The sequence below is a fragment of the Vibrio sp. D173a genome (assembly GCF_030248475.1).
On sequence record NZ_JAHGAH010000021.1, the window covers coordinates 1 to 22,778 of the forward strand.

Here is a 22,778-nt window from a genome sequence, read left to right on the forward strand (position 1 = left end):
CCAGGCTTGTATTTTATTTTCACTTTTTATGAAAAAGTGAAGACAAAAGCTTAGACTTTAGGTCTAACCAGTGCGGAGCGGTAGTTCAGTTGGTTAGAATACCGGCCTGTCACGCCGGGGGTCGCGGGTTCGAGTCCCGTCCGCTCCGCCACTTATTCGAGAGTCGTCTCATTAAACACGAATTACAGGGGTGTAGCTCCAATTGGCAGAGCAGCGGATTCCAAATCCGCGTGTTGGGAGTTCGAATCTCTCCACCCCTGCCATATTTAAGGCTCTAGCAGAAATGCTAGAGCCTTTTTCGTATATGAAGGAAAGAGTACCAGTCTAGTTGGAAGATCTACGGATTCCCTTAATGCCCAAATAGTGCGTGTTGGGAGCTGAGCCGCCAGCCTGCTTGGTAGCAAGCCATATCGAATCTCCGGAGTGCCGGTCTAATCCACCCCTGCCATATTCAAGGCTCTAGCAGAAATGCTAGAGCCTTTTTCGTATTTGAAGAAAAGAGTACTAATCTAGTTGGACGGCTGGAGCGTCAACCCGCTTGGTTGCAAGTCTTATCGAATTTCTAGAGTGCTGGTCCAATCCACCCCTGCCATTTTCTAAAGCCCCAGCAGAAATGCTGGGGCTTTTTTACGTTTGAACAAAAGAGCATCAACCTAGTTAAAAGAGTAGCGGATTCCCCTTATACCAAAATAGTAGTGTTGGGACGAAGCTTTCGAATCACCGCTATGGCTTTACGGTATCCACCAGTTTTGTGGCGGATAGCTTGCGCTCAAAGTGATTAGAAGGTGACTTCCTGTTATTATCGGCGCTGAATTCTAATAATTAGGAAGCAAGTCTATGCCACATCTTCGATTTAGAGCGGTAGAACCTCAAACGGTTCAAGCACTGTCAAAACCTCTTACTGATGAATTACTGCCATTAATGGACTGCCCTCGTGAAGATTTCACGTTTGAGTACATTTACACCACTTTTTTCAGTGAAGGTGAAGTAAGCAGCGCTTATCCTTTTGTTGAGGTGTTGTGGTTCGACCGTGGACAAGATACTCAGGACGAAGTTGCCAAAGCGATTACTAAGCAAGTACGTGGCATCGTAGGTGAAGATATCGACGTTGCGGTAATTTTCTCTGCACTCTCTCCTAAAGGCTACTATGATAATGGTGAGCACTACTAAGGAATGAGCGTGATGAAGCTGAGTCTTTCTTTTTGTTTAAGTTTTTTATTCTCAGCTTCACTCTATGCATCCCCGTGGGAGCAGGTCTCTGGTCCCACAAAAAACATTTCTTCTTCTATTGGCAGTTATGCAAACGGCTGCTTAGATGGCGCTTCTCCTCTCCCTCTTGATGGTATTGGTTATCAGGTACTACGAAGTAAAACGAAACGTTACTATGGGCACCCCCATACAATAAATTTCGTTGAAGAGTTAGCGCTGAAAGCAAACCAAGATCTGAATACAACGTTACTTATTGGTGATTTGTCACTAGCAAGAGGTGGGCGCTTCTCTTCTGGCCATTCTAGCCATCAAACAGGATTAGACATTGATATTTGGCTGCGTTTGGCTGATCAACCGCTTTCCTATAATGAGCTTCAACTTCCTAAGCCAATGAGTGTCGTGGATCTCAAGAAATACAAGATCCTAGAGCATCGCTGGGAGGCTCGGCATTTTGAGCTTATTCGTAGTGCGGCACAAAGTGAGGACGTGGCTCGTATCTTTGTTCATCCAGTGATTAAGGAGCAGCTATGTAAGCAGGAAGGAGATAATGACCGAGCTTGGTTGCGTAAGGTGCGTCCGTGGTGGGGACACCACTACCATTTTCATGTCAGGTTAACTTGCCCTGAGTCGAGCTCTAATTGTGTAAACCAAGCACCTCCTCCTGTGGGTGATGGCTGTGGTACTGAATTGGCTAGTTGGAAGCCTAAAGCGACGCCGCCTCCAGTGTCGAAGAACAAGCCTAAGGTGACACCAAAGCCGAAAAAACAAAAGGTGATACCAGCACAGTGTCAATCGTTGATCACTAAGAACTAAAGACCTTTGCCCCTCATTAATCTATAAATATGCCCTTTCCAGTTCTTTTCATGAAACTGGAGAAAGATCATTCTTTTGTCTACAGTGAATAATACCAGTATAAAAACTAACCTGATTAGTTTTGGTGGCATATTATAGAAATCTAACATAAACAAAAGGTTGCGTCAGTTCTCCTTACTCGCAACTTTAATTTCAAGAAAGATCTTTTCGTCGCGATTCTCTGATTTCTTAGCAATATGTCTGTTGGTTGGTGAAGGACAAACGACAACGCAGACTACTGTATTAAGGTGGGAAAGGAGGCGGTCTCCCCACCAAAGAGTTAATCAAGGACAAAACCATGACTATGATTTGTGCAAAAGAATTTGCAGAGTGGTTAAGACACAGATTTAGCAGTGATACTAAAGGGGTCTATTTGACTCGAGAGGATATTAATCACCTGACAGGGCGTCAGCGCCTTGATCCAGGTTTTGTTAATGATGTGCATTACGAACTGATGCAATACGGAATAGCTTTCGTTACTGATACGAGCCGTGAAAATTTTTATTTAATACCGGTATCTCAAGCTGAAAACTGGCGCGAAAAGTTAGAGTATCATTTCGAGAAAGAACTATTTTGCAACATCATTCCTATCGAAAAATCGGGTTAAAAAAAGGTTCAACTTTGGCTGCAAAGTTGAACCCCTTTTGATTACGCTAACCCTTGAATAATCACAAACTTCTCTAGCAATTGCTCTTCAGTCTCGACATGATTTGGGTCGGTAATAATGCACTTCGTAATTGGACACACCGACTGACATGTTGGTTTTTCGTAGTGACCCTTACACTCAGTGCATAGAGCAGGATCAATTTCGAAAATGCTGTCACCCATAGTAATTGCACCATTAGGGCACTCAGGGTCACACATGTCACAGTTGATACACTTGTCAGTAATAAGTAGTGCCATGATTACTTACCAGTTGGGTTACGGGTATCCTGACCAGCATTTAAGTTACGCATTAACAGACCGTATTCTAGATCCATATCTTCTGGAACTGGGATAAATACGAAGTGACCGTTACCTTTTGCGTCTTCAATTGATTCTGACTTACGGTTTTCCATTGCTTCTAGCGTGAAGATTACGTTGCCTTTTGGCGTCATTAGTTCAAGGCTGTCACCAACGATGAACTTGTTCTTCACTTCAACTTCAGCCATGTCACCACGACGTTTGCCAGTGAATTCACCAACGAACTGCTGAGCATCAGATACAGAGTAACCGTAATCATAGTTTTGGTAGCTGTCGTGAGTATGGCGACGTAGGAAACCTTCTGTGTAGCCACGGTGAGCTAGGCTTTCTAGCGTACCCATTAGGCTTTCATCAAATGGACGACCAGCAACTGCGTCATCAATCGCTTTGCGGTATACCTGAGCAGTACGAGCACAGTAGTAGAATGACTTAGTACGACCTTCGATCTTCAATGAGTGAACACCCATCTTAGTTAGACGTTCCACGTGTTGGATTGCACGCAGGTCTTTCGAGTTCATGATGTAAGTGCCGTGCTCATCTTCGTAAGCTGCCATCTTCTCTTCTGGACGGTGCGCTTCAGAAAGCAGAACGACTTCATCGGTTGGTTTGCCGCGACCGATGGTTGTCTCAGGGCGCTCGTCAGCAACTTCGATTGCTTGCGCTTCCGTTGGGTCAAATTTTTCTACGATATCGCCAGTGTCGTTTTCTTTGCCTTCTTCAACTTTGTACTCCCAACGACATGCGTTAGTACATGTACCTTGGTTAGGGTCACGTTTGTTGATGTAACCAGAAAGTAGGCAACGGCCAGAGTAAGCCATGCATAGAGCACCATGAACGAAAACTTCTAGTTCAGTTTCAGGACAGTGCTCGCGAATTTCTTCGATTTCTTCTAGAGAAAGCTCACGAGAAACGATCACACGCTCAACACCGTTAGCAGCCCAGAACTTCACTGTTGCCCAGTTTACTGCGTTCGCCTGTACAGACAGGTGGATTGGCATTTCTGGGAACGCTTCGCGAACCATCATGATAAGACCTGGATCAGACATGATAAGTGCGTCTGGGCCCATTTCTACCACTGGTTTAAGGTCACGGATGAAAGTTTTAAGCTTAGAGTTGTGCGGTTGGATGTTACATACCACGTAAAGCTTTTTGCCTAGGGCATGTGCTTCGTTGATACCGATTTGTAGGTTTTCGTGGTTGAACTCGTTGTTACGTACGCGAAGGCTGTAGCGAGGTTGGCCAGCGTATACTGCATCTGCGCCGTAGGCGAATGCGTAACGCATGTTTTTAAGGCTACCTGCTGGAGACAGTAGCTCTGGTACGAATGCTTTCTCTGTTGTCATTGCTCAATTCTCTTAATATCTGATCACAAGTCAGGCCAATTCCACCTCATGGAAATGGGGCGAAAATTTTACGTCAAAATGTGACCTGTGACTAGGAGAATTATGGTTTAGATAAACAAACGCCCTCAAAAAAAAGTGAGGGCTTTATGGTTAATCTTTGTACTAAATTAAGCGTTAGGGTTTGGCAGGCCGCCCAATGCTTCGTATAGATTTGGTAGGAAAGCGCTGAACTCGCCACACATTAGAGAGAAGTCTGCGTCGAAGCGAGCAGCTTGATCTTCGCGTGGGATGTCATCGTTTTGATCTTTTAGTTCATCAGAGAACTTCAGACGTTTGATGCCAGAATCTTCTGTCATGATGAATTCGATACGATCTTGCCAGTTCAGTGCTAGCTTAGTCACTACTTTATCTGCAGCGATGTGGTTGCGGATTTCATCGGTTGTCAGCTCTTGCTTCTTACAACGAATCACGCCGCCTTCTTCTAGCACAGACTTAAGCTCAGCTTCGTCCATCATAGAAATGCCTTGTGGCGTATCACCGCTTTTCACCCATTCCGTTAGCGTCGTTTCGATAGCCACTTCTGGGATTGCTGGTACAACAGGTAGGCTACCCATTGTTTTACGCAATAGTGCTAACACGTCTTCTGCTTTTTTGTAGCTGCTTGCATCAACAAGGATGAAGCCTTCTTTTGGCATGATAAGTACGTAAGTGTGGCTGCTGCGGCTGAATGCACGAGGCAGCAGATCCATTACGATGTCATCTTTAAGGTTGTCTTTTTCTTTCTTTTTAAGAGGACGACCTTCTTGTGCTTCCATTGCTTCTACTTTCGCGTTTAGTGAATCTTTGATCACTGAAGCTGGCAGCATTTTCTCTTCTTTCTTAGCGCAAATCAGAATGCGGTTTTCAGAAACGTGCGTCATCATGTCGCCATTTCTACCCATCGCGCTAACCCAACCAAACTTTTGCTTATCTTGGCTGCCACAAGGGGTGAATCGGAACTCGGCTAGTTGAGTTTCCAGTTGATCGGCGTTGAAGTTAACCTCGCGGTTAACGCGGTATACCAGACAGTTTTTAAACCACATAAATCTTCTCTAGGCTTGATGACAAGGGACTAATCATAGGGAATTTTCCCGCCGTTGTCCTAATTGAATTGAAAAAGATCATGATGAACCTCAAAAGAAACTTATATGAAAATTTGTTTTCAAAGGTCACAAAAGTGTCATAATTGGTAGTAATAATGCTTATGCATAGAGGGGCGCTTTGTCCTTTAAATTCATTAGCTCAACTCACATAAGGTTATTCAATTATGTCTAGAAGGATTCTGGTTGTTGAAGACGAAGCTCCGATTCGCGAAATGCTATGCTTCGTGCTTGAACAGAAAGGTTATCAAGCAGTAGAAGCAGAAGATTACGACTCTGCGGTAACCAAACTGGCTGAACCCTTCCCGGATTTAGTGCTACTAGACTGGATGCTACCAGGTGGTAGTGGTATTAACTTCATCAAACACATGAAGCGCGAAGAGTTAACTCGCAATATCCCCGTTGTGATGCTGACAGCTCGTGGTGAAGAAGAAGACAAAGTGCGCGGCTTAGAAGTTGGCGCGGATGACTACATCACCAAACCCTTTTCACCAAAAGAGTTGGTTGCTCGTCTTAAAGCCGTTATTCGCCGCGTAACACCGACTGCGCTTGAAGATGTGATTGATGTACAAGGTCTGAAGTTGGATCCTGTTTCTCACCGCGTGACTGCAAATGATGAAGCTGTAGATATGGGTCCAACTGAGTTCAAAATGCTGCACTTCTTTATGACGCACCAAGAGCGTGTTTACAGTCGTGAACAACTGCTAAACAACGTTTGGGGTACCAACGTGTATGTAGAAGACCGTACCGTTGACGTACACATTCGTCGCTTGCGTAAAGCGCTTGAGGCGGCAGGTCACGACAAACTAATCCAAACCGTTCGTGGCGCAGGATACCGTTTCTCGACGAAGGCATAACATCACTAGCAGCTTATCAATACCATTTATGGAGTAATGAGTGGTTGAAAGATTAACTTGGAAAAAGCTGGCCTGGGAGCTGGCTTTTTTTTACACCCCTTGGGTGATAATAGGTTGGATATTCGGTTACATGCCGTGGTTGCTTTTGGCGGCCACGGCTTTGCAGCTTGTATGGCATTTGCATAATCAGGTGCGCTTGTCGGCTTGGTTGTGGGATGAAAAGCGTCTTACGCCACCGTCAGGCAGTGGCAACTGGGAATCGTTATTCAACGGCTTATACCGATTGCAACAACGTCAGCGTCGTAAGCGTAAAGAGCTTACCAATTTGATTCGCCGTTTCCGTAATGGTGCTGAATCGCTGCCGGATGCGGTGGTGGTGTTTCGTGCTGAAGGTAACATCGTATGGTGTAACAAGCTCGCACAACACCTTTTGGGTTTCCACTGGCCGGAAGATTCTGGGCAACCTATTTCTAACCTCATCCGTACTCCAGACTTTATTAAGTACATCAATAAACAAGACTTCTCAGAGCCGCTAGAAATGCGTTCACCATTGAATGTCGAGCGAATGTTGGAATTGCGTATCGTACCTTACACCGAAGGGGAACATCTGATGGTGGTGCGTGATGTGAGCCAACTTAAACAGCTTGAAGGTATGCGTCGTAACTTCTTCGCTAACGTATCTCATGAGCTTCGTACACCGATGACGGTACTGCAAGGCTATCTTGAGATGACGGAAGACCCAGACATGATTGTTGGCCCGATGTGGACGAAAGCGCATGGGGTGATGACAGAGCAGCTCAACCGCATGAACAGCTTGGTTAATCAGCTTCTGACGCTGTCTAAGATTGAGGCGGCACCAATGCATGAGTTGGAAGATGTGGTCAATGTCCCTAGCATGTTAGAAGTGCTAGAGAAGGAAGCGGTAAGCTTAAGTGGTGATGATCAGCATCAGTTGAAGTTCGATGTTGATTCTAGTCTGCGCGTGCTTGGCGATGATGACCAACTGCGTAGTGCGATCTCTAACTTGGTGTACAACGCGGTGAAATACACACCACCCGGTGCACACATTAACGTTCGTTGGTATCAAACCGCACAAGGTGCTTGTCTAGAGGTTGAAGACAGCGGTGACGGTATTGAACCACAACACTTACATCGATTGACCGAACGTTTCTATCGCGTCGATAAAGCTCGTTCACGTGATACTGGTGGTAGTGGCCTAGGCTTAGCCATCGTTAAGCACGCGTTGAGCCACCATGACTCTCACCTCGAAATTTACAGTGAAGTTGGTGTCGGCAGTAAGTTCTCCTTCATCCTACCAAGTCGTTTGGTGGTGAAGTAATGAGTGTCGTATCCAAAGCAATCAAGAACATCACTCTAGCCACGTTAGTGCTTTCCAGCATGGCTGTTGCACAAGATGAACCGCTGCCGAATTATCAAAAGACAACGGGTATTGCGGGCAACTTATTGTCGGTCGGCTCGGATACACTGGCGGGCATGACCACGCTTTGGGTGGAAGAGTTTAAATCTATCTACCCGAACATTAATGCTCAGGTACAAGCTTCTGGCTCATCGACTGCGCCACCGGCGTTAACGGAGCAAACTGCGCAATTCGGTCAAATGAGTCGCTCAATGCGTATGCGTGAGATCGAAGCATTTGAGCGGGTGCATGGTTACAAGCCAACGGCGCTTCGTGTTGCGATTGATGCTATTGGTATTTTTGTGCACCAAGATAATCCAGTCAAAGGGCTTAACTTCCATCAGCTGGACGCGATGTTTTCCGCGACATTGCGCTGCGGTGAAAGTGAGTTCATCACTAACTGGCGTGAGTTAGGCATCAAAGCTGAATGGGCAAAGCGTAACTTGCAGCTGTTTGGGCGTAACTCGGTATCAGGTACGTACGGTTACTTTAAAAGTAATGCCTTGTGTGGTGGTGATTTTAAAACTCGCGTGAATGAGCAACCAGGATCGGCATCAGTAGTGCAGTCTGTAGCATCAACGATCAGTGGTGTTGGTTACTCTGGTGTGGGTTATCGCGTGGCGGGGGTTCGTTTAGTTCCTATTGCGAAAACAGGCACCGATTACGTTAGCCCAGTGCGTGAAAATATTATCTCGGGTAAGTACCCACTATCGCGTTACCTCTATGTATACGTGAATAAACATCCGGATTATCCGCTAAGCCCAATTGAAGCTGAGTTTATTCGCTTTATGTTCTCTGCCCAAGGGCAAGCGCTGGTTGCGAAAGACGGTTATGTTCCGATTACTGCTGATTTCGCTGCCGAGGAACTAAAAAAGGTCGGTTTATAAGCCGACCTTTTTCTTTGTCTCACTGAGTTCATAGTTAACTGAGTTTATAGTTAGAAACTCAATGCCCATCCTGCGCTTTCCCAGCGTTGTTGTTCTTCCTGCAAATCGGCATCGAGTAGTTTGTTACTCTCCAACCAATCTTCTTCTACGCAGGTAAGTACCCACTTCTCTTCTTTTATCGACAGTGTCAGCTTTGGTAGCGGGTCATCATTGCGTTGACCGTTGACCACAATGGCTAGACGTAGAATCTTAATTAAGTTGATGATGTCACTCTCTTTGTAGAGATTGAACTCTGGGAACTCATTCAGCTTAAGGGATTTACGTTGGAAGCGAGCTAAGGTCGCCAATACCAATTGCTGCTCGCGGTTAAAGCCCGGTAAGTTGGAATGCAGCAGAATGTAGAACGAGTGACGATGGAAACCGCGCAGACTGATACTCAAGCCGACTTCATGTAGCAAAGCCGCCCATTCCAGTAAATCAAACAGCTCACTCTTCTTCTTGATACCAAGTTCAGAACGAACATGGCACAGCATCTCTCTTGCATGACCTTTTACGCGTGCCGCGTGTTCGATATCAACGCGATGTTTTTTCGCTAGGTTTTCTGTGGTGCGCATACGAATATCAGAACGAGCGAAACGTTCTTCCATCTCGTAGAGCAGACCTTCTCGCAACGCGCCATCCGAGAAAAACATCTGGTTGATTTTTAGCGATTGGAAGATGGCAGCCAAAATGGCTACACCTGCTGCAAAGACTGGCTTGCGTTCATCGGTCAAACCAATAAGCTCGATATCATCAATGGACTCAAACTCGCACAATGTGTCGATGAGCTTACCCAAACGCTTGTTGGTGATCAGTCCATCTTCATGACCTAAACCAATCAAGACTTCGCGAATCGCTTTAATCGTACCAGAAGAGCCTAGGGCAATATCCCAACCTTTCTTGCGGTATTTTACAGAAATGGATTCAATACGCTGCTCTGCGGCGAGAATTGCTTTGCTGAAGTTCTTCCGTGACAGTTTGCCATTATTGAAGAACTGTTCGGTAAAACTCACACAACCCATTTGTTTACTGTTGAGAAGCTCTGGCTCAAACTCTTGACCAATGATCATCTCGGTACTGCCGCCACCGATATCGACAACTAACTTGGAGTTAGACTCCGCTTGGGTGTGCGCGACGCCGAGATAGATGAGGCGAGCTTCTTCTTCGCCCGGAATGATTTCAATTGGGAAAGGCAGCACCTTTTTTGCTCGTTTGATAAACAGATGAGCGTTGTTGGCACGCCTTAAGGTATGGGTCGCTGCAATTCTTACGTTTGACGTTTTAAAGCCTTGCAGGCGCTCGGCGAACATCGCGAGGCACTCAAGGCCTCGCTCCATCGCGGCGTGACTGAGGTTTAATTCTGAATCGAGCCCGGCAGCTAAGCGCACTCGCTGTTTATGGCGGCTGACTAATTGCAGGTCACTTCCAACAACTTTCGCCACCACCATATGGAAGCTGTTCGACCCAAGGTCAATGGCTGCAATATGGCGTACATCTTGTTCAAGTATCTGAGGCATCTGCTTTTTGTTTTCTTGTTTGTTTCTCTATATTTTTAAGATAGTCGTAGATGGCAACTTGTGATCGAACTTTTTTACGATTACCTCGCGGTACGTAGCTGTTGCTCATCTCTTTATCTATCAAACGAGCCTTTACTGTATCGGTAAAGTGAATGTTAGTTATATCAATAATACGTTGTTTCAAACGTGGGTCACGAACTGGAGCTGCAACTTCAATACGATGATCGATATTTCGTGTCATCCAGTCCGCCGATGAGATGTAAACTTGTGGATCACCATCATTGTGAGTGATGACGACGCGAGGGTGCTCAAGGAATCGGTCAACAATACTGATGATGCGAATGTTCTCGCTCACGCCTTCAATACCCGGTACGAGAGAACACATACCGCGGATAATCATATTGATTTTCACCCCGGCATTGCTCGCCCCATAGAGTTTATTGACGATGCCTTTGTCGACCAAGTTATTCACTTTGATCGTCAGCGCTGCTTTCTTGCCAGCTTTTGCGTTGGCAATCTCACCATCGATTAGACGATATAGCTGTGTTCGAGAGTTACGTGGAGAAACAATCAAATGGTTAAACTTAACTGGGCGGTACGGGTTTTCGATATATCCGAACACATTGCGTACCTCGTCGGTGATCTCCTGATCGGCTGTGAGTAAGGAAAAATCGGTGTAGATGCGTGCGGTTTTCTCGTGGAAGTTACCTGTACCGATATGCGCGTAACGTACGATTTCACCTTCTTCGCGGCGGCTAATCAAGAGCAGTTTTGAGTGAATTTTCAGACCAGGTGCACCAAAGATAACGTGCACGCCCGCATCGGTGAGAACTTTTGACCACTCGATATTGGCTTCTTCATCAAATCGGGCTTGCAGTTCCACCACCACAGTGACGCTTTTGCCATTGTGTACCGCATCGATCAATGAGTTCATCAAGCGCGAATCTTTGGCAACGCGGTAGATATTAATCTTAATTGCCAATACTTTAGGATCGAAGGAAGCTTGGCGAACCAGTTCAGAGATGTGATCAAAGGTGTGATAAGGGTAGTAGAGCAAAATGTCTTTGGCTTTGATCGCATCGAAACTGTTGGCGTAGCCTTCGAAGTCGGCACACTTCATCGGTGGCATGGGCTTGTTTTCTAAGTACTCACGACCAACATTTGGGAACCCAATGAAGTCTTTAAAGTTGTGGTAACGACCACCGGGAATCAAACTATCGTAGTTGGAGATTTGCAGTTTACGGCACAAGAAATCGAGCATCTCTTGCGGCATTTCACGCTCGTAAACAAAGCGCACTGGCATAGCGGTTAATCGTTGGTTCACTCCTTCAGACATCTGTTCGAGCAAGCTGTATTCGATCTCTAGGCGTAAATCGTATTCGGCATCGCGGGTCATTTTCATCGCGTAGCCATTTAGTTCGTCATAATCGAAGAAGCCTTTAAACAGCTCATCCAGACAGTAACGGATAATATTGTCGAGCAGAATGATGGTTTTGCGGCGTTTGCCTTTTTGCTCCGGTACCATAACGAAGCGAGGAAGGTGGTCAGTTGGTATTTCGAGTAAAGCATATTGAGAATGATCGTCTTTGCGCAGATCGACGGTAATGTAGGCGTATTCGTCTTTAAGAAACTGCAACACATCGATGTCATCTTTAATCAATAGCGGAGTGATGTGTGGCATGACTTCTTTGCGAAAGTACTTGGTGATCCAGCGTTTCTGCGTGTCATCCAGCTGGTTTTCGTTAACCAAGAAAATGCGGCGTCGTGCCATCTCTCGGATCAAATCACCGTACAGCTCGTCAAATTGTTCGTTAAGCTTCAATGCTTTGGTTTGCATCTTAGTTAACAAGTGCTTAGAGTTATCGCTTCCACCTCGTTCTTGGCTGATCAAGATCCGACGTTTTACATCTGCAAAGCGTACCTTGTAGAACTCATCTAAGTTATTGGAAAAGATCCCCAGAAAGCGAATACGTTCGATTAAAGGGACTGTTTTATCGGCGGCTTCTTGCAGTACTCTTTCATTGAAAGACAACCAACTAAGTTCTTTTTCTATATAGAGTTTTTCTGCGCTCATAACCTTACCTAGCCTAAAATGAAGTAAATCCGCACTCATCTGTGGGATAAAAAAGATGAGCCTGAACACTATGAGGTTTACGTTACAGTTTTATTTCATAACACGGCCTGCATAAGAGTTGTATTCTTTTCAGTTGTTTAATGTGATCTGTAATATAATTGTCATCTTAACGACATATTCTAGTACTAAGTCAAAAAGGGTAGAGAGATCAATGGCACAAGCCGAGTTTTCATTGCAGGAAAAAGATAAAAAACGATTGATCAAAGATCGTTTGGTTCGTTTTGCAGTGACATCAGGTGGTGTAGGCGTTCTTGCTGCTCTTGTGTTGATCTTCGTTTACCTTGCGATGGTGATCATTCCTCTGTTTTCTGATGCAGAGATCGAAACCAATTATGCCGCTCGTGCGACCCAAAGCGGGAAGCCACTCGCAATTTCCGTTGATGATTACTCCCAAATCGGTTTGGTTTTAACTCAATCCGGTGAAGTGCGTTTTCTACCTCTTGATGATTCTAGCAAGCCCGCGCTTTACACTCAGCAGATAGCTAATAACCCAGTGGCATTTTCTCAGTCTGCTCCAGGATTGGGTTGGTATGGTTTAGTCGATGGCCAAGGTAAAGCGCACATCTTCAAGCCGGAGTTTAACGCGACGCTGCGCGAAAACACTCGTCCACCAGAAGTGGTGCCGTTTAGAAACTCAATAGACATGCAACTGACAGATGCATCTGATCCAGTTAAGACATTTGTTTTTAGTACTTCCACACAAGCTCCAACCCTTGTTTGGCAAACACAAAGCGGCGTGCTAAAAGCACGTTGGCAAGTCCCTCAACTATTAGATGCATCACCTGTTAACCATGACTTCACCTTCTCTTCGGGCTTTGATGCGCCAGACCAAATGCTGCTGACGCCAGATGGTAATAACCTTTATTTGCGACATGGATCAGAGCTGATTGTTTTGGTGAAAGGTGACAATAAATTCTCAGTGCGCGAGGTTATCGATCTGACTCAGGGTGATAAAAAGCACTCAGTGAGAACGATGGATTTGCTGGCGGGGGCGTATTCTTTGCTCGTTACGCATAACGATGGTCGTGTATCACAATGGTTTGATACGTTGCAGGGCGACAAGCGTACTTTGACTCACATTCGCGACTTTAAGTTGGCGTCTGAGCTGAAGTATTTACTTCCCGATTCACACCGCAAAGGTTTCTACAGCTTTTACACCAACGGTACTTTGCAAAGCCACTACACCACCAGTGAGAAATTGGTACTGTTTAAGCGTGCCTATAAACAAGCGCCAGCGATGGCTGCAATGTCGAATAATGAGCGCTATCTGATTACGTGGCAAAACGACAAACTGACGGTCGCATTTGTTGATAACCCATATCCAGAAGTCTCTCTGTCCTCCTTGTGGCAGAAGGTTTGGTATGAAGGTTACCCAGAGCCCGAATTTGTGTGGCAATCCACCTCAGCTAGTGACGATTTTGAAGCGAAGTTCAGCTTAGTGCCAATTGCGTTTGGTACCATCAAAGCGGCGATGTTCGCGATGCTGTTTTCGGTACCACTGGCAGTTTTAGGCGCAATTTATACCGCCTACTTTATGTCGCCACGTATGCGTCGTGTGGTGAAGCCATCAATCGAGTTAATGGAAGCTTTGCCTACGGTTATCATTGGTTTCCTTGCCGGGCTCTGGTTCGCTCCGATTGTGGAAGACCATCTAATTACCGTTGTGGTGATGCTGTTTGTTTTGCCTTTGAGCACTATGGTGATGGGCGGCCTATGGGCACTGATCCCACAACCGATACGTAATCGCCTGCCAAACGGGTGGCATGCTTTGGTTTTAATGCCTTTGATTTTGCTACTGATCGGTTTGGGTGTGTGGGTATCACCAATGCTTGAGCAAGCCTTCTTTGGCGGGGACATGCGTTTGTTCCTGACTGACCATGGCATTGGCTTTGACCAACGTAACGCGCTGGTGGTTGGCTTGGCGATGGGCTTTGCGGTTATTCCAACGATTTTTACCATTGCAGAAGATGCGATTTTCTCTGTACCTAAGCACTTATCAGATGGCTCATTAGCGCTGGGTGCGACGCCATGGCAAACCCTGATTTATGTGGTCCTACTGACAGCCAGTCCGGGTATCTTCTCGGCAATCATGATGGGGCTTGGTCGTGCTGTAGGTGAAACCATGATTGTATTAATGGCGACGGGTAATACGCCATTAATGGATTGGAACGTACTAGAAGGCTTGCGTAGCTTGTCGGCGACCATTGCGGTTGAATTGCCAGAGTCGGAAGTAGGCAGTTCGCACTACCGATTGTTGTTCCTATCGGCATTAATTTTGTTTGTCTTTACCTTTGCGGTGAACGCCTTGGCGGAATGGGTTCGTCAAAGACTAAGAGATAAATATCGTGCGTTGTAATCAGTTAACGAAAGAGCGAGTAATAGCGTGTTAAATTGGATTCGTTCTGGCGCACCTTGGATTTGGTTAACCGGGGGAGCAGTAAGCATCAGTCTGCTTTCTGTCCTCGGTTTATTGCTATTGATTGGCTGGAAGGGGCTGACTTACTTCTGGCCTGCGCCACTTTATCAATGGAATGTTGCTGCGCTGACCCCGGTGCAGGGCGAAGTGCTGCATGAAAACTCGATTCTGGTTGGTCAGGTTTACGAGCGTAGTTTTGTGCCAAGAAGTTACCTACCAGAAGAAGCGGCGAATAAACTCGCGGATGACGAAGAATTTGCGACACGTTTGAACATCAAAATTGCCAACCGTGAGTTGTATCCAGCTGACTTTATCTCGGTTCTGAAAATGCAGTTGGATGAGCCGACGACACCCGGTGAATGGGCGGTGATTGAACGCAGCAGCGGTGGCTACTTCTTCGGTAAGTTTGTTGCTTTTCAAGATGGCGAAACGCGCTATGAAAACAACATTCCAGCGTTTTTGGACCAGAAGCTCGATGATGCAGAAACCTTGCACCATGAAATTGATATGCTGGTGGATGATCAAGTAAAAGACTTAGGTTGGAAGCTAGAACAGCTTCGCTTAGACAAGCGCAAGCATGAGCTTAATGACACCATCATTGAAGAGTTTTTGGCAAATAACAGCCAACGCAAAGCAGAAATTGAAGCAGAGTTAGCCAAGCTAGACATGCAACTTGACGGGTTGCGCCTAGGCTTCTCGGATTATGCTCTCATTGTTGAAGACATGACTGGGACTCAAGTTTCGATTCCATTAGAAGACATTTTGGACTACTGGTACCCAAACCAAATGTCACTGCCTGAAAAGGTTGCCCATTGGGGGAAGCAGGTTTGGAAGTTCTTATCCGAAGACCCTCGTGAGTCGAACTCAGAAGGTGGTGTTTTCCCCGCGATTTTCGGTACGGTTTTCTTGGTTATCATCATGTCGATCATCGTGATGCCATTAGGTGTAGTTGCGGCGATCTATTTGCATGAATACGCCAAGAATAATGCTCTAACTCGGGTGATCCGTATTGCTGTGATTAACCTTGCAGGTGTTCCTTCTATCGTTTACGGCGTATTTGGTTTGGGCTTCTTTGTTTATACCATTGGTGCCTCAATCGATAACCTGTTTTATGCCGAGCGATTACCCGCTCCAACCTTTGGTACGCCGGGCTTGTTGTGGTCTGCATTGACGCTAGCGGTCTTGACTCTACCAGTGGTGATTGTTACCACAGAAGAAGGTTTAACCCGCATTCCAAGCTCTGTTCGTCATGGTTCGCTAGCCTTGGGGGCAACACAGTTTGAAACGCTTTGGCGAGTGGTTTTGCCTATGGCAACCCCTGCGATAATCACTGGTTTGATTCTCGCAATTGCTCGCGCTGCGGGTGAGGTAGCCCCCTTGATGTTGGTGGGGGTCGTGAAGTTAGCTTCGAGCTTACCGGTGGATGGGCAATTCCCTTACGTGCATTTAGACAGAAAGTTTATGCACCTAGGCTTCCACATTTATGATGTTGGATTCCAGACCTCGAATATCGAAGCTGCGCGTCCGTTGGTTTACGCGACTTCCTTCTTACTCGTGACGGTTATTGTCGGGCTAAACTTAACAGCAATCAGTATTCGTAATAATCTGCGAGAGAAATACCGAACTTTAGGACAAGATTAAGCATGTTTAACTTTGATAATACATTAGGTTATGAGCCACCATTGGATGTGCATAACCTGACGGATGAACAAACGGCTATCTCGATCGAGAACCTTAATCTTTTCTATGGTCAGGCTCAGGCGCTGCATGATATCTCCATGCGTATCCCGAAAGGGCGCGTAACCGCATTCATCGGACCGTCAGGTTGTGGTAAATCCACATTGCTGCGCTGTATCAACCGCATGAACGATTTGGTCGAAGGTTGTAAGGTGACGGGGAAAGTACGTTTGCACGGTAAGAATGTTTACAACCCAAGTGTGGATGTGGCAACACTGCGCCGCCGAGTAGGTATGGTGTTTCAGCGCCCAAACCCATTCCCCAAGTCGATTTACGAAAACGTGGTTTACGGTCTTCGTTTACAAGGTGTGAAGAACAGTCGCATGTTGGACGATGCGGTCGAGCGTTCACTGCGTTCTGCGGCATTATGGGACGAAGTAAAAGATCGTCTACATGAAAATGCATTCGGACTTTCTGGAGGCCAGCAGCAGCGTTTGGTGATTGCTCGCGCCGTCGCGATTGAACCTGAAGTACTATTATTGGATGAACCAACATCGGCTTTGGATCCAATCTCAACTTTAACTATTGAAGAGCTTATCAACGAGCTCAAGACTCAATATACTGTGGTTATCGTTACCCATAACATGCAGCAAGCGGCGCGCGTCAGTGACCACACGGCATTCATTCATATGGGTAAACTGATTGAATACTCGGATGCGGATTCGATCTTCACCTCTCCAATGAAGAAACAAACCGAAGATTACATTACCGGTCGTTACGGCTAAGCCGCGATCTTTCAAGGATTAAAGGAAAGCCATGCACTTTGGACGTCACATCTCAGGACAATTTAACGTAGAGCTAGAATCGATTCGTACCCATGTACTCACCATGGGAGGCTTGGTAGAACAGCAGTTGTCGTATGCTATTCAAGCTTTGCACAAAGAAGACATCGAACTAGCGCGTAAAGTTGTGCGTGATGATCACAAAGTTAATGCGATGGAAGTGTCGATTGATGACGCTTGTACTCGCATCATCGCCAAGCGTCAGCCTACGGCAAAAGACTTACGCTTAATCATGGCGATCATTAAGACCATCACAGATCTTGAGCGCATTGGTGATGTTGCAACGCGTATTGCCTATGTGGCGATTGAAAGCCCGTCATCGCAAGAGCGTCAATTCCAAGTCTCATTAGAGCCTTTATGTCGTCAAGCGATTCAAATGCTGCACCAAGTGCTCGATGCGTTTGCGCGTATGGATGTCGAAGCAGCAGCAGAAGTGCACAAGCTGGATGATAAGTTGGATGCTGAATACGAAGCGGTGATTCGTCAGTTGATGACTTACATGATGGAAGATCCGAAAAACATCCCACACATTCTGCAAGTGATGTGGTCAGCGCGTGCCATTGAACGCGTAGGTGATCGATGCCAGAACATTTGTGAATACATTATCTACTTCGTGAAAGGGAAAGATGTACGCCACCTTGGCGATCAAAGCATTGATGACGTACTGAAGTAACCTTATAAGCGCAGACCAAAACCCACAGAGAAGTTGACGGCTGTATCGGTAAACGTGTGGGTTTTGTCGTCTTTAAAGATATCCAAATCCGCCCCCGCTCTGACCGAGAGAATCGGATTTACCTGATACACATAAGCACCACCGATACTCAATCCTGTGGTATCTCTTTTTTCCTCTCTGTAAGTGCCATCATAGCTGGCTATACCAAGACTGGCTTGAAAGCCCATTTGTGGCTGGTGGTCAAACATATGCTGAAAGCCAACGCGATAGGCATCGATAGTTTCGTCAAAGTTTCCACTGGTGTAGGTCACTCGTGAGTAATCAAAATAGAGGGCATCAAAACCAGCGACGTCATTAGTGCCAAGCTGAATACCAGCACCGCGAAATGAGCCAACTTTCACTTCTGGAGAAACAAATACACCAGAAGCTTGGGCTGAAAGCGGCGCGATAATCAGGGCAATAAGAGAGAGGGTGTGTTTCATAGGTCTACCTAAAATGATGCCTTCCTTGGCAAATGGACTTACTAACTGAACTTGTGTTTACTTAAAGCTGATTTGAACACCAACGCCGCCAGCAACGTCAGAGGAAGAGTACTTACCCGATGATTCGTAGTGGAAGGTGCCTGATAAGCTAACTTGGTCTGTTAGGCCGTAAGCACCGCCAACCGCGACCGCTTCTTTGCTACCTGAGAAGCCAACACCTGCACCGATGGCCAGTTCACCATGAGTCGCATAAGGACGAGCGTTGGTGACAGCGTGTAGACTTGCGCGAATACCATCCATTTGTTCTGCTTGTTGACTTAGGCGGTAATCGTATTCAGCTGCCAAGCCTTCTAAATGGTTGAGACGATCATCCGTCGGATTATTTTCAATAGGGTTCGATGGCAGTTGCGGTGTTGGACGCTCTGGGACTTCAGGAATCCCGTTGTCTGGTTCAGGAAGCGTTGGATGTTCTGGTGCTGCTTCGATTGGTGGCGTTGGTGATTGATCTGGGCGTGGACGATCTGGCACACCAGGAACACCATTATCAACTTCAGGCAGAACAGGTTGCTCTGGCACACCTTGAATTGGGTTGGTTGGAATGCCAGGGTTTGGACGATCTGGGACGACTGCTGCAATTGAGCTAAAAGAAACAAGTAGGGTGCTAGCAGCGGTAAGCTTTACAATTTTTTTAATCATGTCTGAACTCTCAATAAGTAAACGAGGAACAGCATCCTTACTGTAAGCAATCGCTCTTTCTAAACTCCCTTAAAAGCAGGGCTATCTTATTGAGAAGTAAGGTTTATGACTAAATGGTTATCATTATCTAGGTGATAACTAAAACTTATCGTTAAGAGACCTTGTCAGCTTGCTGTACTAGGCCTTGTTGAATTAAATCGACCAGCCATTTTACAAGTGGGTTGTTTCGATTTCTAACATGTATATGAGCATGGACAGACTTCATTTGTGGCTGTCCATCAATCGTGACATCGACAGCTCTTAGTCCTTGAAATTGCTCTATTGGGAATAAGTCGGAGTGTGGAAGGTACATATCAGTATGTTTCACCACATCTATGATTGCCATGACTAACTCAGAACGAAATCCAACAGTATGCTCGATCCCTAAATCAGTCAGTAACTGCGAAGCATAGCTGAATTTGTCGTTCCAGCCAGGGGAAATCAAAGATGCGATAGGGTAGCCACTCAAGTCATGCGGTTTTACGTGAGACTGTTTGATTGGGTGGCCTTCACGAACAAGAATCCGTCCCTTTAAATCGATTAGCTTAGGCGTGTAGATCTCTTTATTTGCTAGAAGTAACTCGTAATTTACCCCTATCAGCGTTTCGCCTTTCAAGATTTCATCAACCGTGCTGTTCGACCAACTGACTAATTCAAGTTGCGCGTTAGGGGCTAACGCTCTCAGTTGTTCGAAGAGGAAACCGGGCAAGCAAGTCATTGTGATTGGTGCAAGTGCAATTCGAATTTTGTTGTCCACTTCGGCAGGATCAAACTGATGAGAGCGGTTAACCGCTGCCGCTAAACCATCGAGGTGGGGCGTAATATCGTTGGCGAGAGATTCTGCGAAAGGTGTCGGTTCAAGACCTGTTTTAACCTTTACAAACAGCTCTTCATCGAAGTGATTACGTAGCTTTTGTAACGCTTGACTGATGGCGCGTTGAGAGACAAATAAGCGCTGAGAAGCTTTACGCATGTTTTTCTCTTGCATCAAAACCATAAAGGTTTTGAGCAGATTTAGGTCAAGGGTATGAAACAGGTCTTTCGCCATGGTACATCTCTAGTATTTATCAGGAACGAAGGTTTGGTCGTCTATGGGTGCTCGGACGTAGCCTTCCTTATTCAGCTCTGGCAATTCGATAACTGGATGCTCAAGTTCTTCGTATTCGACTTGACTGAGCAGATGGCTGATACAATTCAAACGTGCTTTCTTTTTATCATCAGAAGGCACTACCCACCAAGGGCAGTTTTTTGTATCTGTGTAAGCAAACATTTTGTCTTTTGCTTGTGAATATTCCGCCCAGCGATTACGTGACTCTAAATCCATCGGGCTGAACTTCCAGCGTTTGATAGGGGTATTGATGCGCTCCAGAAAGCGCTTTTCTTGCTCTTCATCGGAGACCGAAAACCAATACTTAATTAAGATAATGCCAGAGCGTTGCAGCATGCGCTCGAACTCTGGGCAAGAACGGAGAAACTCCTCATATTGTTCCGGGGTACAAAAGCCCATGACTTTCTCGACGCCAGCACGGTTGTACCAACTGCGGTCAAACAGCACTATTTCCCCAGCAGCAGGCAGATGTGCCACGTAGCGCTGGAAGTACCATTGTGTTTTCTCTTTCTCTGTCGGGGCAGGAAGAGCCGCGATACGGCAGACACGAGGGTTGAGTTTTTCAGTGATGCGTTTGATGGTGCCTCCTTTGCCAGCGGCGTCACGTCCTTCAAACAGTACCACGACTTTAAGCCCTTTGTGTTTAACCCACTCTTGGAGCTTAACCAACTCAATTTGCAGCTGTTCTAGTGCTTCTTCGTATTCCTTTTTCTTTAGTTTCGCCATGTTTCCTCCCGTCCTTAGTTATCAATATGTTAGCACTCAATAACCCAAGACGGGATTTGAAAGCGCTTAATTGAGAGCTGTTACCATGTTCGCGATAGCATCGGTGTTAGTGACAGGAATCGAGAAATCATCCACATCGGCAGCGCCCATTTTGCTTTGCTCGGCAATAAAGGTCATGTGACTTGGGCGAGTTGTCTTGCCAGATAAATGCACTTCGGTGACTTTAGCTTGCTCAACGATCTGACCAACACTGTCTGCATTTACACCGGCGCCTGCCATGATCGCAATGCGTCCTTGCGCTTGTTCAACTAAGGCTTTAAGCACATCGATCCCTTGCGGTGCAGAAGGTGCAAGGCCGGAAGTCAAAATACGCTCACAGCCTAAATTGATCACTTCTTCTAACGCTTTTTCAGCGTCACGACACTGGTCAAAGGCACGATGGAAGGTCACGCCTAAGCCAAGCGCTTGAGCAAATTCACACAGCGCAGTTGCGTACGGCATATGAATATCGCCGTCTTGAGTGAGCACGCCGAGCACGACACCGTTCAAGCCCGCTTGCTTGGCAGCTTCAATATCCCAGTGCATCATTTCGATTTCTTCCTCACTGTAGAAGAAGTCGCCTTGGCGCGGGCGAATCATCGCGTAAACCGGAATAGTAGAGCGTCTAGCTGCTTGCTGCATAAAGCCATAGCTTGGCGTTAAGCCCCCCAAAGCAAGTGAAGAGCAGAGTTCGATGCGGGTTGCACCACCAGCAATCGCGTTATGGAGAGATTCAATGTTATCAATACAGACTTCAAGTTGAGTGTTCACGAGGTTGTCCTGAATTATTGTAATTACAGCAAATACTAGCAGGACGAAAGGGGAGAATCTGTACTGAGGGCGAAGAAAATAGAGGTAAACTTTTTGCGCGATGCTTGCCTCTTTTGCTTTTCAAAACCGCAGATAAAAAGAAAGCCCAGAGCGAACTCTGGGCTTTTTTATGACTTTACTTAGACTGATTGGCGTTTGCGGTTTTTCCGCTATAGCTTTTTGCTTTATATATACATCCAACCAACACGCCCGTTGAGCTTGGGCGGCAGTGTCTATTACTTGCTTAGGTCGTCTGCGTGCTCAGATAGGAACGCTGCAACACCTTTTGGAGATGCGTCCATACCTGCTTTACCTTCTTCCCATTGTGCCGGACATACTTCGCCGTGCTTCTGGTGGAAGTTTAGTGCATCAACCATGCGTAGCATTTCGTCGATGTTACGACCTAGTGGTAGATCGTTAACTACTTGGTGACGTACAAGACCGTCTTCGTCGATTAGGAAAGAACCACGGAAAGCAACGCCTGCTTCTGGGTGCTCTACATCGTACGCTTTGCAGATTTCGTGCTTAACGTCAGCAACTAGAGGGTATTTAACTTGACCGATACCGCCATCTTCGATAGCAGTGTTACGCCATGCGTTGTGAGAGAACTGAGAATCGATAGAAACACCGATTACTTCAACACCTTTAGCTTGGAAATCAGCTAGACGGTTGTCGAATGCGATTAGCTCAGATGGGCAAACGAAAGTGAAATCTAGTGGGTAGAAGAATACTACTGCTTTCTTACCTTTAGTGAATTCTGCAAAGTTGAAGTTTTCAACGATTTCACCGTTACCTAGAACAGCTGCTGCAGTAAAGTCAGGGGCTTGACGACCTACTAGTACCATTTTTTTGCTCCTAAAAAATTTGGTTTGATCCAAACCTACATTCAGTTATTTAGGTTTGGTCCTTGTTT

At 46.1% G+C, this 22,778-nt stretch carries 21 protein-coding genes and 2 tRNA genes; 12 read left to right on the forward strand and 11 right to left on the reverse strand.

Translation table 11 applies throughout. The features are described from left to right. Positions 1-74 precede the first annotated feature (74 nt). The 5 genes from KIV40_RS03125 to KIV40_RS03145 all read left to right on the forward strand — a co-directional run bounded on the left by KIV40_RS03125 (position 75) and on the right by KIV40_RS03145 (position 2,668). Positions 75-151: transfer RNA gene (locus KIV40_RS03125), tRNA-Asp, on the forward strand. A 35-nt stretch (positions 152-186) separates the two neighbouring features. Continuing rightward, positions 187-263, forward strand: a tRNA-Trp gene (locus KIV40_RS03130). A 574-nt stretch (positions 264-837) separates the two neighbouring features. After that, positions 838-1,170 (forward strand): DUF1904 domain-containing protein, encoded by a 333-nt coding sequence (locus KIV40_RS03135; RefSeq protein ID WP_134977890.1) that lies wholly within the window; start codon positions 838-840, stop codon positions 1,168-1,170. Positions 1,171-1,182: 12 nt separating this feature from the next. Beyond that, positions 1,183-2,022: a penicillin-insensitive murein endopeptidase gene (gene mepA / locus KIV40_RS03140; protein WP_285347953.1), complete on the forward strand. Its 840-nt coding sequence runs from the start codon at positions 1,183-1,185 to the stop codon at positions 2,020-2,022. Between the two features lie 337 nt (positions 2,023-2,359). Next, positions 2,360-2,668 carry a hypothetical protein gene (locus KIV40_RS03145; protein WP_103413558.1) on the forward strand — a complete coding sequence of 103 codons (309 nt, stop codon included), beginning with the start codon at positions 2,360-2,362 and terminating at the stop codon, positions 2,666-2,668. Positions 2,669-2,709: 41 nt separating this feature from the next. Here the strand turns inward: KIV40_RS03145 and KIV40_RS03150 are convergent, their stop codons facing one another. From KIV40_RS03150 to rdgC, 3 genes are all read right to left on the reverse strand, one after another. Continuing rightward, positions 2,710-2,964: a YfhL family 4Fe-4S dicluster ferredoxin gene (locus KIV40_RS03150; RefSeq protein ID WP_005445273.1), complete on the reverse strand. Its 255-nt coding sequence runs from the start codon at positions 2,962-2,964 to the stop codon at positions 2,710-2,712. 2 nt (positions 2,965-2,966) lie between these two features. Beyond that, on the reverse strand, positions 2,967-4,367 hold the full coding sequence (yegQ, locus tag KIV40_RS03155; RefSeq protein ID WP_005424818.1) for a tRNA 5-hydroxyuridine modification protein YegQ: 1,401 nt from the start codon (positions 4,365-4,367) through the stop codon (positions 2,967-2,969). 167 nt (positions 4,368-4,534) lie between these two features. Then, complete coding sequence (gene rdgC, locus KIV40_RS03160) at positions 4,535-5,449, reverse strand: recombination-associated protein RdgC (protein WP_134977892.1); 915 nt, start codon at positions 5,447-5,449, stop codon at positions 4,535-4,537. Between the two features lie 224 nt (positions 5,450-5,673). Here rdgC and phoB point away from each other — a divergent pair, with 224 nt between their 5' ends. The 3 genes from phoB to KIV40_RS03175 are packed head-to-tail and all read left to right on the forward strand — an operon-like array spanning position 5,674 to position 8,667. Then, complete coding sequence (phoB, locus tag KIV40_RS03165; protein ID WP_005424836.1) at positions 5,674-6,363, forward strand: phosphate regulon transcriptional regulator PhoB; 690 nt, start codon at positions 5,674-5,676, stop codon at positions 6,361-6,363. Positions 6,364-6,403: 40 nt separating this feature from the next. After that, positions 6,404-7,702, forward strand: coding sequence for a phosphate regulon sensor histidine kinase PhoR (phoR, locus tag KIV40_RS03170; RefSeq protein ID WP_005445279.1), 1,299 nt, complete (start codon positions 6,404-6,406; stop codon positions 7,700-7,702). Further along, positions 7,702-8,667, forward strand: coding sequence for a phosphate ABC transporter substrate-binding protein PstS family protein (locus KIV40_RS03175; RefSeq protein ID WP_285347934.1), 966 nt, complete (start codon positions 7,702-7,704; stop codon positions 8,665-8,667). Before phoR ends, KIV40_RS03175 begins: the two co-directional genes overlap by 1 nt. 50 nt (positions 8,668-8,717) lie before the next feature. Here KIV40_RS03175 and ppx read toward each other — a convergent pair whose 3' ends face one another. Both ppx and ppk1 read right to left on the reverse strand, forming a co-directional pair. Further along, the gene (gene ppx / locus KIV40_RS03180) at positions 8,718-10,223 is read right to left on the reverse strand and encodes an exopolyphosphatase (protein ID WP_228175288.1); all 1,506 of its coding nucleotides are present in this window, start codon (positions 10,221-10,223) and stop codon (positions 8,718-8,720) included. Further along, complete coding sequence (ppk1, locus tag KIV40_RS03185) at positions 10,207-12,297, reverse strand: polyphosphate kinase 1 (protein ID WP_285347935.1); 2,091 nt, start codon at positions 12,295-12,297, stop codon at positions 10,207-10,209. Before ppk1 ends, ppx begins: the two co-directional genes overlap by 17 nt. Positions 12,298-12,508: 211 nt before the next feature. Here ppk1 and KIV40_RS03190 point away from each other — a divergent pair, with 211 nt between their 5' ends. From KIV40_RS03190 to phoU, 4 genes are read left to right on the forward strand one after another with little or no spacing between them, the layout of a single operon-like run. Next, positions 12,509-14,713, forward strand: coding sequence for an ABC transporter permease subunit (locus tag KIV40_RS03190; protein ID WP_285347936.1), 2,205 nt, complete (start codon positions 12,509-12,511; stop codon positions 14,711-14,713). A 27-nt stretch (positions 14,714-14,740) separates the two neighbouring features. Continuing rightward, the gene (gene pstA, locus KIV40_RS03195) at positions 14,741-16,414 is read left to right on the forward strand and encodes a phosphate ABC transporter permease PstA (RefSeq protein ID WP_285347937.1); all 1,674 of its coding nucleotides are present in this window, start codon (positions 14,741-14,743) and stop codon (positions 16,412-16,414) included. A gap of 2 nt (positions 16,415-16,416) precedes the next feature. Next, complete coding sequence (pstB, locus tag KIV40_RS03200; protein WP_005424834.1) at positions 16,417-17,235, forward strand: phosphate ABC transporter ATP-binding protein PstB; 819 nt, start codon at positions 16,417-16,419, stop codon at positions 17,233-17,235. A 31-nt stretch (positions 17,236-17,266) separates the two neighbouring features. Then, positions 17,267-17,965, forward strand: coding sequence for a phosphate signaling complex protein PhoU (phoU, locus tag KIV40_RS03205; protein ID WP_005424791.1), 699 nt, complete (start codon positions 17,267-17,269; stop codon positions 17,963-17,965). Positions 17,966-17,967: 2 nt separating this feature from the next. Here phoU and KIV40_RS03210 read toward each other — a convergent pair whose 3' ends face one another. The 6 genes from KIV40_RS03210 to KIV40_RS03235 all read right to left on the reverse strand — a co-directional run bounded on the left by KIV40_RS03210 (position 17,968) and on the right by KIV40_RS03235 (position 22,710). Then, entirely contained in the window at positions 17,968-18,447 is a 480-nt protein-coding gene (locus tag KIV40_RS03210) for a hypothetical protein (protein ID WP_105064825.1), read from the reverse strand. 57 nt (positions 18,448-18,504) lie between these two features. After that, on the reverse strand, positions 18,505-19,143 hold the full coding sequence (locus KIV40_RS03215) for a YadA C-terminal domain-containing protein (RefSeq protein ID WP_134977894.1): 639 nt from the start codon (positions 19,141-19,143) through the stop codon (positions 18,505-18,507). 151 nt (positions 19,144-19,294) lie between these two features. Beyond that, positions 19,295-20,230 carry a LysR family transcriptional regulator gene (locus tag KIV40_RS03220; protein ID WP_285347938.1) on the reverse strand — a complete coding sequence of 312 codons (936 nt, stop codon included), beginning with the start codon at positions 20,228-20,230 and terminating at the stop codon, positions 19,295-19,297. Positions 20,231-20,239: 9 nt separating this feature from the next. Further along, positions 20,240-21,016: a polyphosphate kinase 2 gene (ppk2, locus tag KIV40_RS03225; RefSeq protein WP_005424773.1), complete on the reverse strand. Its 777-nt coding sequence runs from the start codon at positions 21,014-21,016 to the stop codon at positions 20,240-20,242. A 66-nt stretch (positions 21,017-21,082) separates the two neighbouring features. Further along, complete coding sequence (locus tag KIV40_RS03230; protein WP_134977897.1) at positions 21,083-21,826, reverse strand: copper homeostasis protein CutC; 744 nt, start codon at positions 21,824-21,826, stop codon at positions 21,083-21,085. Between the two features lie 275 nt (positions 21,827-22,101). Further along, on the reverse strand, positions 22,102-22,710 hold the full coding sequence (locus KIV40_RS03235) for a peroxiredoxin C (protein ID WP_005424820.1): 609 nt from the start codon (positions 22,708-22,710) through the stop codon (positions 22,102-22,104). Positions 22,711-22,778 lie beyond the last annotated feature (68 nt).